This is a genomic window from Virgibacillus siamensis (assembly GCF_900162695.1).
In the GTDB taxonomy this organism is placed as follows: Bacteria; Bacillota; Bacilli; order Bacillales; family Amphibacillaceae; genus Lentibacillus; species Lentibacillus siamensis_A.
Map to the genome: position 1 here is coordinate 3217143 of NZ_FUIH01000007.1, position 14363 is coordinate 3231505.

The window sequence follows — 14363 nt, forward strand, 5'->3', positions numbered from 1 at the left end:
AATCGGATTTTTCTAAAAAATGAGTATTTGATAGTATTAATTGTATGTATTGCAAAAAAACAGAAGGGGGCAAACAACAATGAAAAAGAAGTTTTTAGGACTTATCCTATTTTCTGCATTCCTGATTTTTGGACTTGCCGCATGTGGAAGCAGTGATGAGGCAAATGGTTCAGAAGATGGTGGTTTAAAAGATAAATATACCGTTGCAACGGATACAGGATTTGTTCCATTTGAATTTAAAAAAGACGGTGAATATGTTGGTTTTGATATTGATTTGATTAAAGCAGTTGCTGAGGAGGCAGGTTTTGAAATAGATCTGGCACCAACGAACTTTGATGGTATTATTCCGGGACTGCAAACGGGTAAATTTGATATTGCTGTAGCCGGTATTGGTATTACAGAAGAACGTGCCAAGAAGATTGACTACAGTGATCCGTATTACAAATCCGGACTTCGTATTGGGGTTCCAAAGGATAACACGTCCATTAAAGGGCTTGAGGATCTGGAAGGTAAAACTGTTGCTACAAGACTTGGTTCAACCAGTTCAGCGTTTATAAAGGAAAATATTGAAGGGGCAGATCCGAATGAGTATCAGCAAATGAGCCAAGTATATCTGGCTGTGGAAAATGGAAGTGCTGATGCAGTTCTGTATGATGCTCCAAATGTTGCTTACTATATTAAAACAAAAGGCAGTGACAAAATGAAACTTGTTGGTGACCTGTATAAAGCTGAAGAATATGGTATTGCTATTTCAAAAGGTCAGGATGAATTGGTGAAAGCAATAAATGATGCCCTGGCAACAATCAAAGAAAATGGAAAATATGACAAGATTTATAAAAAATGGTTTGGTGAAGAACCAATAAATCAATAGATGTGTGTTGAGAGGCTGGGACATATCAAAAACGCGAAGTTCAAAAGACGAACGATTAGCAATTTAGCGAAGTATATTTCCGGAGCGGCTATACGCTCCATTTTCTAATTCGTTTGTTCGGCTTTTTCTTTTGATATTACATTTTTGTCCAGCCTCCTTCCATGCTTTTTTGGCACATATGAAACTGTAAAACTTTCTAACTGCATTTTAAACTAAGACTATCGCCAAAGGGGTTCTTTGGCGATACGTCATATTTTCCAATAGACAACTAGAGAGGTGAAAGTATGCTGGGAAGATTTGATTTCGCCGGTGTGGTTGAATTTTTGCCGCAATTAATGACCGGTCTTTATTATACGCTCCTGATCTCAGTACTTGGTCTTTTGATCGGCTTCGTACTTGGTGCCATATTTGGCTTGGGACGTATCTCCAAAATTAAGATAATTTATTGGATATCAAGTGTTTATATAGAAATTTTACGCGGAACGCCGGTTCTCGTTCAGGCTATATGGATTTTCTATGCACTGCCGCTGATTATTGGATATAATTTTGATTCCGTTACAGCGGGTGTTATTGTTATTGCATTAAACTCGGGAGCCTATATTGCGGAAATTGTCCGTGGTGCTGTACAGTCCATTGAAAAGGGACAAATGGAAGCAGGCCGCTCACTTGGGCTCAACCATCGCCAGACGATGCGTTATATTATTTGGCCACAGGCATTTAAACGGATGATTCCGCCACTGGGTAATCAGTTCATTATCAGTATTAAAGATACTTCGCTGTTATCGGTAATTCTTGTTCCGGAACTGATTTTCCAGGGACGTCTGATTGCAGCAAACCACTTTAATGCGGTTGAGATTTATACAACGGTAGCTTTTTTCTACCTCGCGATTACATTAACATTATCATTCGTCCTGAGCATTGCTGAAAGGAGGCTGGATGTATAATGATTACCGTGGATAATTTACACAAAAGCTTTGGTAAATTGGAAGTGTTGAAAGGAATCGATTGTAAAATTGACCAAAAAGAGGTTGTTTGTGTGATTGGTCCGAGTGGATCCGGAAAAAGTACCTTTCTTCGATGCCTGAACCTGCTTGAAGAAATAACAAGTGGCGATGTCGTTGTTGACGGGGCACATTTAAATGACCCGAAAACAAATATTAATGAAGTTCGTAAAGAAGTTGGGATGGTCTTTCAGCAGTTTAACTTATTTCCGCACAAGACCGTGCTCGAAAACATTATGCTTGCACCGCAAAAGGCACGCGCGATTACTAAAAATGAGGCAAAAGAGCGTGCACAGAAATTATTGGATAAAGTCGGATTGAGCGATAAAGCTGATATGTATCCGAATTCTTTATCAGGCGGTCAGCAGCAGCGGGTGGCAATCGCCCGGGCATTGGCAATGGAGCCGAAAATCATGCTGTTTGATGAGCCGACCTCGGCACTTGATCCGGAACTTGTCGGCGACGTACTATCCGTTATGAAGCAGCTTGCCTATGAGGGAATGACCATGGTAGTTGTGACACATGAAATGGGGTTTGCCCGTGAAGTGGGTGATCGTGTTCTCTTTATGGATGAAGGAATCATAATGGAGGAAGGCGATCCGGAGCAGATTTTTACGAATCCAAAATCGGATCGGACGAAAGAGTTTCTGAATAAAATATTGTAATTGCAATCATGCTGCTGGACTCATAGTTATCTATGGGCCGGCAGTTTTTAATTTGATTGAACCGGCTATCTTGATAACGTACTTTATACAATTTAAGATAAAGGAAAGGTGGGATTACTATGGCAAATAAAGTGGAATTAGGCAACACCGGTATATCTATTCATCCGGTTGGACTTGGTGCCAACAAAATCGGCTATGAAAACGAGGAAACAAACACAGAATACGGTGGCAAAATTATTACGCAAGCCATGAACCAGGGCCTGAATTTTATTGACACAGCTTTTATGTATGGCCACGGCCTTTCTGAAGAGATCATTGGCAAAACCCTGAAAGAGAACGGCTTCCGAAATGATGCGGTTCTGGCAACGAAAGGTTCGCACCGATATGAAGGCGGTCAGATGGTTCATGATAATACACCATCATTTTTGTATAAAGCCATGGATGATAGTCTGAAAAGGCTGCAGACCGATGTGATTGATCTGTTTTACATTCATTTTCCGGACGATGATACCCCTAAATATGAAGCTGTTGGTGCATTGCAACGCATGCGGGAAGCAGGAAAAATCCGTGCAATCGGTGTTTCAAACTTTTCAATGGATCAGTTGAAAGAAGCTAATCAGGACGGCTATTTGGATGTTGTACAGGGAAATTACAATCTTTTGGAACGTTCGGCAGAAAAGGACTTATTCCCGTATTTACTTGAAAACGGTATTTCGTTTGTACCATATTTCCCTTTTGCATCAGGCTTACTGGCCGGTAAATATACGAAAGACACGATTCTTTCTGATCGGCAAAAGAAACGACCGCAATTTCAGGATGAAACGTATCTTAGAAATGTGGAAAAGGTGGAATACCTTCACAAGATTGCGGATAAGCATGGTGTTGCACCGGCACATGTGGTGCTTGCCTATTATTTGACGCTTGATCCAGTTGACGCGGTAATTCCGGGAGCTCGTAATCGTGAGCAGGTCACGGATAATTTAAAAGCTGTAGAGGTTAATCTGACAGCTGATGATATCCAACTCATTGAAAACGTTTTTCCGGTTCAGGCATAATCGCTTATGTTTATTGTTGAGCGTGGATAGCTGCAAGAACTTTAGCGAGAGGCATCTCCAATTGGGAGAGAAAGCTCTGAATCGGGAAAAAGAAGCCCGAATTGGGAGAGAAAAAACTGAATTGGGAGGGAAAAGCCCGAATTGGGAGAGGATAGCTGAAAGTTGGGAGAGAAAGCCCCCAATAGGGAGAGAGCACCCTTAAAGTGGAAAATAAGCCAATTAAGTAACATCAGCAAATAGAAATCGGTGCTCCAACTTTACAGGAGCACCGATTTCGGTTTTATCGTATAAGTTCTCTTGTTTTCCATTTTCGTGATTGTTGGATAAAGTGACCGACCTTTTCCAGAATCGGTTCAATCGTGCCTTCCTGATGGACTAAATCGTAATCGGAAATATTGACCCTCAGAATTGGACATGAATTAAAATTGTTAATCCAATTTTCATAGCGGTTGTACATTTCTTCCCAATATGAAACAGGTGTATTCTTTTCCATTTCTCTGCCGCGAAGTTCAATGCGCTTCAACACTTCGTCAAATGAACCTTCCAAGTAAATCAGAAGATCCGGATGGGGAAAGTATGGTGTCATGACCATTGCTTCAAACAGGTTGGTGTATGTTTCATAATCTGTTTTTGACATTGTGCCATTGTCATAGTGCATTTTTGCAAAAATCCCTGTGTCCTCATATATGGAGCGGTCTTGAATGAATCCGCCGCCGTATTCAAAGATTTTTTTCTGCTCTTTAAACCGTTCTGCCAGGAAATAAATCTGCAAATGGAAGCTCCAGCGCTCAAAGTCATCGTAGAACTTTTCCAGATATGGGTTTGCTTCAACCTTTTCCAGCGATGTTTTGAAATTCAATGCATCTGCCAATGCTTTGGTCATGGTTGATTTCCCTACTCCCACAGTACCGGCAATTGTAATGATACTGTCATGCGGAATCTGATATTTATCACGTAAATTCATGTTTTGTTCCCCTTTTTTCATTAGTAAAGAAAAGCAAAATTTGGATATTATTTTATTCTTGGGCTTAAATAGTCATGTCCAGCTCCAGCGCCCAGCAACTAGCAAACTTCACACTCCTCCACTACGATAAAGAAGACTTGCCGATTGGTGAAACCAGAGGCCTAGTCGCACTTATACCCTTGCGGTGAAAGTCAACATCGGTTCGGATTGTAAGGAAGGCCGACTAAAACCAGCCTTTGCGGCCAACGTCGGCATACCCCTTTTGCAGGGGCATGTTTTCTTTATCTCATTGCGGTTGGAGGAAGATCGGCTAAAACCGCCGCTTTGCGCGGCAACGCCGACCCACACTAAATGGCAGGGCGCAGTTTGTACGTTGCTAAACGGGCACTTACGCTTTTCTTATTTCGATATCACCTGATGATTGTTCAGTTGTTGTTCGACTTGCTGAATGATTGCGTTCAGGTCATCCTGGTGTTTTACAAAATCTGTTTGATCCCCATTGATACGAATGACTGGAATCTCCGGGTGCAGTAATTCAAACTCATTCATGTAATCCTCATAATCTTTTGCAAGCTGCGCCAGATAAGATGGTTTGATATTTTGCTCGATATCCCTTCCCCGCATGCGGATTCGCTTCAATATGGTATCCAGACTGGCGTGCAAATAAATCATCATATTAGGAACAGGCATATCCTTCGTCAAAATATGATAAATTTGCTCGTATTTTTTGAATTTATCGGCCTGTAATGTACGCTTGGCAAATATCATGTTCTTCGATATATGATAATCGGCAATAACTGCCCGGTTTTTTTTCAAATATTTTCGCTCAATATCTTCCAGTTGCTTGTAGCGATTGCATAAAAAGAACATTTCTGTTTGAAAACTCCACTCATCAATATCATCATAAAATTTCCCGAGAAACGGATTTTCCTCGACAATTTCTTTTAATAAATGAAAATCAAAATGGACAGAAAGTTTTTTTGCAAGTGATGTTTTTCCAATCCCAATTGGCCCTTCAATCGCAATAAATGGGACCTTCGACATAACTTTCCCTCCAATCTATGTAACAAAATTCGACATATGTACTTTATTTTAGCATATATAAAGTGAAACTTCATTCCTGCTTATTGTATGTTAGGCAGACCAATTTGGATTGAAGTGGATAAAAAAAGATGAAGTGCTTTTCAAGTGGCGTTTGGTTTTGTATAATAGTGATTGTTGCGTTTCCACTATTACATTTGCCCCCGTAGCTCAGGGGATAGAGCAATGGTTTCCTAAACCATGTGTCGCAGGTTCGAATCCTGCCGGGGGCGCTGTTGCTTTTTTGTCGTATAAATAAAAACACCGTTAAATTCCTTTTACCAGGAATGAACGGTGTTTTTTATTTATAATGAAATGAGATTCTGTTTAGGGGAGTATCGTACGTCTATTTCTTCCTGCGCTGCACCAAGCGCCAATCATTCATTTTCATGTTAAATCAACGGTCCTTTTTTACGCTGACGCTGTCGGATCAGATAATTATGCTGGTTTTGGTCAGTATTATCCTGTGAAGATTCGTCTGCAAAAGGGATATACTCCGCCTGATTATAATTGGGAAGGTTTTGCTTTCCCAATGACTTATACCTGATTTGAAATTCTTCGTGGAATTCGGGCATTTCCTGCTCCGAAGATGATTGTTTCATGCCTGCGATCCATGTCTCAAATTTATAGGTTCCTCTATTTATGATTCCACACAAATCTTCGAGGGATTGGGTCAATTCCATTAGACAATCCAATCCGTTTCTCAAAATTAATCCGCTTTTTCTAGCTTTCTCAATAGAGTGTTCCAGTTTGTAGGAATTCCCAAGATATTGAAATTCAATCAAGCAACTGGTGCGATCCCAATTGAAATGGTAATTTTCAATTTTTAATTCCTTCATTACCTTTGACAGTTTTTTTTCGTACACAGCTTGTTCATTATACGGCATCCATTTTAACGGTATCCATTTTAATAGATATTTTCTGATTAACATACAAATCACCTTCCTTAATTTTTGTTTTTACCTTAGACCAGTTTCCTTATACTAATCATTTCTATAAAACAAACAAAATTCCTGTAAGAATCGTTTTACATTTATCGACCTTTTTTTCAATATGCCGGTTATGAAACGGGAAAATAGACGTTAGTGGTCAACCATTCGGTTAGAGAATACATTGCGGGTTCCAATAAAAAATCAGCCCATTTTTCTCCTTTTTAAAGAAAAATGGGCTGACATTCCCAAACATGTGTTATTGTGTTTGGTTATCATCGTTATTATTTTTTTCCTTGTCGATTCGGTCTTTTTCATCCGTCCACCAGAGTTCTTCATTCGTATCATCAATTGCCTCCAGCAGGTTTTCTTCTGCAGCAATGGCTGGTGGAGATCCTCGAAGCGGCTTTCCTGATGTTTTTGTCAGGAATAAGGAAACCACAACAATGCCGATCAACGCGACAAAAATCACGTAAAATGCCGGAGCAAGATTACTTCCTGAAATATCTACCAGCCAGGAAACCACCAGTGGTGCTGTCCCGCCGAATAAGGAAACGGAAATATTGTAAGTAATGGCTAATCCGCCGTACCTTACCTCTGTGAAAAACAGGGACGGCAGCTGTGATGGCATGGTTCCCATTAATGCCGCCAATAGAATGGCCATGATCATAATACCAATAAAGACCCATGCTGTTACATTGGAGTTAATCAGCATAAATGATGGAACTGCAAGTAAGATAAAGCCGATTAAGCTTGACTGAATGATTCGTTTATTACCAATTCGGTCGCCAAAATGTCCCATCAGAAATACAATTGGAATCATAATGAACATGACGATTAGAATCAATAACAATCCTTTTGTCTGGCCGTATCCAAGTACTGCTGTTAAATGGGATGGCATATAGGTCAGAATCGTATAGTCAATTACATTGTAAAAGAGAACCAGAATCAATCCCATCAAAAGTGCTTTCCGATGATATAGTACAAGGTCCTTCAGTGGAACGTGGCGGGACTCATCCTCTGATGCTTCTTTCTGCTGTTCCATTTTCTCGAATGCGGGCGATTCTTCCAAGTGTGTCCGCAAATAAAAACCAATGACACCGATTGGTGCGGCAATCAGAAATGGAATTCGCCATCCCCAGTCCAACATGGTTTCGGAACCAAGCAGGAAGGTCAGAAGGGTCACAATACCAGAACCGCCAATGTAACCAATTAATGTACCTACCTCGAGACCGCTGGACATAACCCCGCGTCTGCTGTCAGGTGTCGATTCTGCTATAAATGTCATTGCCCCGGAATATTCCCCGCCGGTTGAGAAGCCTTGGATCAGCCGAGCTGCCAATAGTAATATTGGTGCTGTAAGTCCGATAGAAGAATACGTTGGTATCAAACCGATACTTAACGTTGCAAATGCCATTAAAATGAGCGTCATTGCGAGAACCTTTTTCCGGCCAATCTTATCGCCAAGTGAACCGAAAAACATGCCACCCAGCGGCCGGACCAGAAATGCTACGGAAAATGTCGCGAAACTGAATACTAACTGTGTTGAACCTTCCATTTCCGGAAAAAATATTTTACCAATCGTGGCAGCCAGGTACGAATAAATCCCGAAATCGAACCATTCCATTGCATTGCCGATACCGGTTGCAACAACTGCTTTTTTTGCAACATCCTTATCGACAACGGTAATATCATCTTCCGTTAATTCACTTTTCTTTTTCCGCTTTAAATTTTTTTCATTTTTCTTTCCTTTATCCCGTTTCATCACAAATCATCCCCAATCGTAAGAAGTAATTCAGATTTGTTTTGGTTTGTTTGGGACTGGATGTACAGGCCGTCCGGATAAGGTCATATGTGAATTATTTGTTTTGAAAAATTCCATAACATTGCGGTAAGTGAATTTCATATGTAAACGCATTCCCGGTATTTTTTTGTTTTAAACCAGGAGGCTTATCAGATGAATACGCATTAATCAATAAGCCGGAATATCCGGATGTTAACGCCCAGTTTATTTTGCAGTGTGTATATTACTTTTAAATTGTCACCAAATGTTCTAAAATAGAATTTAGTTACCATAATGTTTTCACAATTACATATAATTGCATATTTGCAGCAATTATATCGTATTCCTTACTAAAGGGATTGCAAACGGTTTCAAAATTTTCAGGATGAGGTGATAGGATGCATACGGAAAAAATCCCTGCACGCGAAGGTAATCATAATCTGCAGGACTATGAAAAGATGCGGAAGACTTTTTCATGGGATGAAATGAAAAAGAACTTCAGCTGGAATGAAACTGGCAAAGTAAATATGGCTTATGAGGCAATTGACCGTCATGCCGAAAATCCGGAAACGAAGGATAAAACAGCACTTTTATATTCCTCGCCGGATCGGGAGGAGTCATTGACATTTGACGATCTGAAAAAAAGCAGTAACCAGTTTGCAAATGTATTAAAAAAATATGATGTGGAAAAAGGCGACAGAATCTTTTTGTTTCTCCCAAGAAGCCCTGAATTCTATGCAACATTTTTAGGGATTCTGAAAGTGGGTGCGATTGCCGGTCCATTATTTGAAGCATTTATGGAACAGGCAGTTCGCGACCGCCTGCAGGACAGTGAAGCAAGCATGCTGATTACGACACCGGATCTGCTTGAGCGGGTGCCGCAGGATGATTTGCCTGACTTGAAGAAAATAGTGCTTGTTGGTGATAACAACGAAACATCTGATAAATACATTGATTATCAGAAAGAGATGAACGAAGCATCTACCGATTTCAATATCGAATGGGTTGATCTGGAAGATGGTATGGTGATTCACTACACATCCGGGTCAACTGGTAAACCAAAAGGTGTTTACCATGTCCATAATGCAATGATTCAGCATTATGCCACAGTGGAATGGGTGCTTGACCTGAAAAAAGATGACGTATATTGGTGCACGGCTGACCCGGGTTGGGTAACCGGAACAAGCTATGGTGTATTTGCCCCTTGGCTGTATGGTGTAACGAATGTTATCCGTGGCGGCCGATTCAGTCCGGATGCATGGTACGGCACACTTGATAAGTATAATGTAACCGTATGGTATACAGCACCGACTGCACTAAGGAAATTGGTAAGTGCCGGTTCAGATGCAGTTAAGAACCATGATCTCTCGTCATTACGCCATATTATGAGTGTCGGGGAGCCATTAAATCCTGAAGTGGTTACATGGGGGCTGAAGGCATTTGATTTACGGATTCATGATACATGGTGGATGACTGAGACAGGTGCCCAGCTTATCGTTAACCTCCCATCAATGGAAATCCGCTCCGGTTCCATGGGTAAGCCGCTTCCTGGTATTGAGGCATCGATTGTGGACAATGAAGGGAACGAACTTCCGCCAAATCAAATGGGCAACCTGGCAATTAAAAAAGGATGGCCGTCAATGATGCGTAAAATCTGGAAGCGTCCGGAGAAATTCGAAAGTTATTTCATTAATGGCTGGTATGTATCCGGTGATAGTGCATATAAAGACGAAGACGGTTATTTCTGGTTCCAGGGACGTCTTGATGATGTTATTAATACGTCAGGTGAGCGTGTCGGACCATTTGAGGTTGAAAGTAAATTGATTGAGCATGATGCTGTTGCGGAAGCTGGCGTCATTGGAAAGCCGGATCCGGAACGCGGTGAAATTATCAAAGCATTCATCACGCTGAATGAAGGTTATAAGGAATCAGATGAACTGCTTGAAGAAATCCGTCAGTTCATTAAAACCGGTCTTAGTGCACATGCGGCACCAAGAGAACTGGAAGTGAAAGATTCCATTCCAAAAACGCGCAGTGGTAAAATTATGCGCCGTCTCCTTAAATCATGGGAGCTTGGCCTGCCGACAGGAGATACGTCAACATTGGAAGAATAATAGATTAGAAAGAGGTTGGGACATATCAAAAAGTGTGATTCAAAAGACGAACAATCTGGTGACTAGCGGAGGGAATATACGGAGACTCCAGCGGGAGGAAAGGCATAGGTGTGACCCCGCAGTGCGTCAGCACGAGGAGGCCCACCAGCCACCCGCGGAAAGCGAAGTATATTTCCGGAGCGGTTTTACGCTCCATTTTCCGTTTAGTTGTTCGGGTTTTTCCTTGTATAAAACACTTTTGTCCCAGCCTCTTTTTATCTTATTTATGCAGTAATTGCTGTGGCTGGACCGAAAAATTCAAAATGGATATCTGTTTCAGCCACATTGAATTGTTTAAGATTTTGATACATTGCTTTCATAAATCCTTCTGGTCCGCAAAAGTAGAATGCACTGTCCTTTGTTGGAAGAATAGATGTCAGCCAGTCAAAATCAACGTATCCGGTTTTGTCACAGACTGCTTTATCTTCATCAGTTGGATTCGCATAAACGGTATATGCATGCAACTGTTGATGCTGTTCATTTAATTCACGTACACGGTCTTTCATGGCATGAACATTGCCATTATTTGCTGCATGAATAAAATAAACGTCACGATCAGGCTGCTGTTTCAAACTCGTTTCCAGCATACTCATCATTGGGGTCAGTCCGACTCCCCCGCTCATTAAAATCAATGGACGGGTATCCTCCTGGTCAAGCACAAAATCACCGGATGGGGCACTGATCGGCAATATGCTGCCTTTTTCCATTTTTGTATGCAAGTAATTGGATACGATACCGGCTGGAAAACGATTCAAGGCGTCTTCCCGTTTGACACTGATCCGGTAATATCCTTCCCCTGGTGCCGCCGATAAACTGTATTGACGTAAGTGTGTATATGGCTGTCCCGGGATTTCCGCTTTCACCGTTACATATTGTCCCGGCTGATAAAGCGGGAACGGATTCCCATCGGCAGGTTCCAGATAAAATGATGTGATGACATCACTTTCGATTACTTTATCGACCACCTTAAAATTACGGAAGTCAAGCCACCCCCCCGTTGTGTCTTGAAGTTCCTGATACATTTTCTTCTCCGTTTCAATAAAGACACCGGAAATAATGCCGTATGCTTTTTCCCATGCTTCGATAACATCATCGCTTGCTGTGTCCCCCAACACATCTTTCATGGCAAGCAATAAATATTTACCGACTATCGGGTAATGCTCCGGCTTGATGTTGAGACTCTTATGCTTTTGGGCGATTTGTTGTACTTGCGGTAATATATCGCCAAGCTGATCTATATGAGCTGCCGCTGCATAGACTGTGTTTGCCAACGCCTTTGATTGATTCCCTTTACGCTGGTTCGTCTGGTTAAAAATATTTTTCAGTTCGGGATGATTTTCAAACATGAGTTGATAAAACCTGCTTGTAATCTCATCACCTCGCTCCTGTAATATAGGCACAGTTGCTTTTACAATGTCCCTTGTCTGTTTGTCTAACTCCACTGTAGCTTGTGTTGTCAAAACAAAACACTCCTTTTATCCTAGAAATTTAATATCCCCACATCTCTATTGTAATCCTGTGAAAATCAAAGTCACTATGAGACAAAGGATTCGTAAAGTGTTAAAGCTTTGTGAAGTTGTCACAAATAATAGGTCTTTTTACCTAAATATGTTCACAAATCAGGATACATGTTTTATTTTTTCACATACGGGTAGAATTCTTGATGAATCTTCGTAAAGGAGTGTATTTGAATGGGTAAAAAAATAGCAACTGTTATTACAAATATGTTTGAGGATGTTGAATATACAGATCCGGCTAAAGCATTTAAAGATGCCGGACATGAAGTGGTAACCATTGAGAAGAAAAAAGGTGCCGTCGTAACAGGGAAGAACAATGAGTCGGAAGTTACCATTGATGAATCGATTGATAATGTAAAAGCAGAGGACTTTGATGCTTTATTTATTCCGGGTGGTTTCTCACCGGATCAACTTCGCGCAGATGAACGCTTTGTGAAATTTGCCAAACATTTTATGGATGCAGACAAACCGGTCTTTGCTATTTGTCATGGACCACAGCTGCTTATTACCGCAAAATCATTGGAAGGACGCAAAGCAACAGGATTTACCTCCATTCAGGTTGATATGGAGTATGCCGGTGCCAACGTGCAGGATGAGGAAGTAGTAGTTTGCTGCAACCAGCTTGTCACAAGCAGACAACCTGATGATATCCCTGCATTCAACCGTGAAACATTGAAAGTATTGGAAAAATAATTTTTTCGCCCCCCTTGAAGGGGGATTTTTTTGTCTATGCTAATTTCCTGATAGAACGGTTGAAATTCCCGATAGAACTCCCAAATTTCCTGATAGATCCATAAAAATTCCTGATAGAGAAATTCCAGCATAAGTTAAACAGGCTCAAATCGGATTTGTTTTTGCTTCCATTACAGTGCGCATCAGATAGAGAGCATATTCATTGCCATCCTGTTCTTCCGAGGCCATGCAGTTATCCGGTACATGCATGGAATAACGGTACATATAAGCGTCTTTTGCCGTAAATAAAATGCAGATATCCCCTGCTATACCTGCCATAATCAGATGGGTCCTGTTCAATTCGTTCAGCAATGAGTGTAATGGTGTTTGGAAAAACGCTGAATGTTGCGGTTTCATCAGAAAGTAATCATCATCATCTGGTCTCAACCCGGAAATGATATCCTTACTGAATTCATTTTCACAATGTGCAATGATTTTATGGAAATCCGCCTGCCAAAATCCATAATGATCATTTACATAGATAATCGGAATGTTATTTTTCCTGCCAAATTCTTTTAATTTCCGTAAATGTGGTAAAATCGCTTTAGTATGTTTGAGCAGTTTTTTGCTGCCGTCAAAGTTAAAATCGTTGATAATATCAATAAATAAAATCACGCTGTTTTCAAGTGAATCGTTCATAGTTGGACTCCTTTCTTCTTTTATTTATTTCCTGATTTTTTTATTTCAAACTTACGGGGTGATATTGGATGGATGACATCATACATATGCGCCAGGCAATTGATGAGGCTGTAAAGGCTAAGGAAATTGGTGAAGTCCCGATTGGTGCGGTAATTACATGTGAAGGGGAAGTAATTGGTTCCGGCCACAATGTGCGTGAGACCTCACAGATGACGTTATCACATGCGGAATTGATTGCAATCAAAGAAGCTAATAAAACAATTGGCAGTTGGAGGCTTGAGGATTGTACATTATATGTAACACTGGAACCATGCCCAATGTGTGCCGGCGCCATCGTACAATCAAGGATTAAGCGGGTGGTTTACGGTGCGCCTGACCCAAAAGCAGGCTGTGCGGGTACGTTAATGAATTTGTTGGATGAAGAACGTTTTAATCATCGGGCAGAACTGACCGCTGGCGTGCTAAAGGAAGAATGCGGGAGTCTTTTAACGGACTTTTTTAAAGAACTGAGGCAACGGAAAAAGCTATAGTTTCCAAATACTTTCATCAATTTACAATTGCATTATTTAAGCAAAGTGGTTATAATGGTTAGTGCCGTGCTAGGTGGGGAGGTAGCGGTGCCCTGTACTCGCAATCCGCTATAGCGAGGCTGAACTCCCATTCGAGGTAAGGTGATTTTAAGGTCTGCCTCAAGGGATTGGTGTTGACGTTCAGGTCCTGCGCAACAGAAACCCATGAATCCTGTCAGGTCCGGAAGGAAGCAGCAGTAAGTGGTCATTTCTGTGTGCCGCGGGGAAGCCTGGGCCGAGCCATGAACTTGGGTAACGCTTAGGAACATCTTATCAACAGTGGGTGCACGGTTTACATAACAGAAAGCTGCATTCATCTCAATTCGAGGTGGTGCAGCTTTTTTAGCAGATAAGGGCTTTTGCCACAAGGCATGCTTTTTGAAGTGAAGCCGGAAATAACCATAA

At 41.2% G+C, this 14363-nt stretch carries 13 protein-coding genes, 1 tRNA gene and 1 other RNA gene; 9 read left to right on the forward strand and 6 right to left on the reverse strand.

Annotated features, from left to right (window positions below; translation table 11 throughout):
- Positions 1-79: 79 nt before the first annotated feature.
- From B1K71_RS19205 to B1K71_RS19220, 4 genes are all read left to right on the forward strand, one after another.
- Complete coding sequence (locus B1K71_RS19205) at positions 80-871, forward strand: transporter substrate-binding domain-containing protein (RefSeq protein WP_077329863.1); 792 nt, start codon at positions 80-82, stop codon at positions 869-871.
- A 284-nt stretch (positions 872-1155) separates the two neighbouring features.
- Positions 1156-1815, forward strand: a complete 660-nt coding sequence (locus B1K71_RS19210) for an amino acid ABC transporter permease (RefSeq protein WP_077329865.1) — start codon at positions 1156-1158, stop codon at positions 1813-1815.
- Positions 1815-2537: an amino acid ABC transporter ATP-binding protein gene (locus tag B1K71_RS19215; RefSeq protein ID WP_077329867.1), complete on the forward strand. Its 723-nt coding sequence runs from the start codon at positions 1815-1817 to the stop codon at positions 2535-2537. The genes B1K71_RS19210 and B1K71_RS19215 overlap by 1 nt, the downstream gene beginning before the upstream one ends.
- Positions 2538-2656: 119 nt before the next feature.
- Complete coding sequence (locus tag B1K71_RS19220; RefSeq protein WP_077329869.1) at positions 2657-3592, forward strand: aldo/keto reductase; 936 nt, start codon at positions 2657-2659, stop codon at positions 3590-3592.
- Positions 3593-3872: 280 nt separating this feature from the next.
- On the opposite strand, the gene B1K71_RS19225 is transcribed toward B1K71_RS19220, so the two are convergent.
- On the reverse strand, positions 3873-4556 hold the full coding sequence (locus tag B1K71_RS19225; RefSeq protein ID WP_077329871.1) for a deoxynucleoside kinase: 684 nt from the start codon (positions 4554-4556) through the stop codon (positions 3873-3875).
- A 399-nt stretch (positions 4557-4955) separates the two neighbouring features.
- The gene (locus B1K71_RS19230) at positions 4956-5600 is read right to left on the reverse strand and encodes a deoxynucleoside kinase (protein ID WP_077329873.1); all 645 of its coding nucleotides are present in this window, start codon (positions 5598-5600) and stop codon (positions 4956-4958) included.
- 196 nt (positions 5601-5796) lie between these two features.
- Between B1K71_RS19230 and B1K71_RS19235 the strand changes: the two genes are divergently transcribed.
- Positions 5797-5869, forward strand: a tRNA-Arg gene (locus B1K71_RS19235).
- 159 nt (positions 5870-6028) lie between these two features.
- Here the strand turns inward: B1K71_RS19235 and B1K71_RS19240 are convergent.
- Together B1K71_RS19240 and B1K71_RS19245 are read right to left on the reverse strand one after the other, a co-directional pair.
- Complete coding sequence (locus B1K71_RS19240; RefSeq protein ID WP_077329875.1) at positions 6029-6568, reverse strand: hypothetical protein; 540 nt, start codon at positions 6566-6568, stop codon at positions 6029-6031.
- Between the two features lie 256 nt (positions 6569-6824).
- The gene (locus B1K71_RS19245; protein ID WP_077329877.1) at positions 6825-8330 is read right to left on the reverse strand and encodes an MFS transporter; all 1506 of its coding nucleotides are present in this window, start codon (positions 8328-8330) and stop codon (positions 6825-6827) included.
- Positions 8331-8746: 416 nt separating this feature from the next.
- Here B1K71_RS19245 and acsA point away from each other — a divergent pair, with 416 nt between their 5' ends.
- Positions 8747-10462 carry an acetate--CoA ligase gene (gene acsA, locus B1K71_RS19250; protein WP_077329879.1) on the forward strand — a complete coding sequence of 572 codons (1716 nt, stop codon included), beginning with the start codon at positions 8747-8749 and terminating at the stop codon, positions 10460-10462.
- 263 nt (positions 10463-10725) lie between these two features.
- Here acsA and hmpA read toward each other — a convergent pair whose 3' ends face one another.
- On the reverse strand, positions 10726-11961 hold the full coding sequence (hmpA, locus tag B1K71_RS19255; RefSeq protein ID WP_077329881.1) for an NO-inducible flavohemoprotein: 1236 nt from the start codon (positions 11959-11961) through the stop codon (positions 10726-10728).
- Positions 11962-12192: 231 nt separating this feature from the next.
- Between hmpA and B1K71_RS19260 the strand changes: the two genes are divergently transcribed.
- Positions 12193-12711, forward strand: a complete 519-nt coding sequence (locus tag B1K71_RS19260; RefSeq protein ID WP_077329883.1) for a type 1 glutamine amidotransferase domain-containing protein — start codon at positions 12193-12195, stop codon at positions 12709-12711.
- 144 nt (positions 12712-12855) lie between these two features.
- Here the strand turns inward: B1K71_RS19260 and B1K71_RS19265 are convergent, their stop codons facing one another.
- On the reverse strand, positions 12856-13389 hold the full coding sequence (locus tag B1K71_RS19265) for an isochorismatase family cysteine hydrolase (protein WP_077329885.1): 534 nt from the start codon (positions 13387-13389) through the stop codon (positions 12856-12858).
- A 68-nt stretch (positions 13390-13457) separates the two neighbouring features.
- Between B1K71_RS19265 and tadA the strand changes: the two genes are divergently transcribed.
- On the forward strand, positions 13458-13919 hold the full coding sequence (tadA, locus tag B1K71_RS19270; protein WP_077329887.1) for a tRNA adenosine(34) deaminase TadA: 462 nt from the start codon (positions 13458-13460) through the stop codon (positions 13917-13919).
- Between the two features lie 64 nt (positions 13920-13983).
- An RNA gene (gene ffs, locus B1K71_RS19275) (signal recognition particle sRNA large type) lies at positions 13984-14249 on the forward strand.
- The last annotated feature ends 114 nt before the right edge of the window (positions 14250-14363 follow it).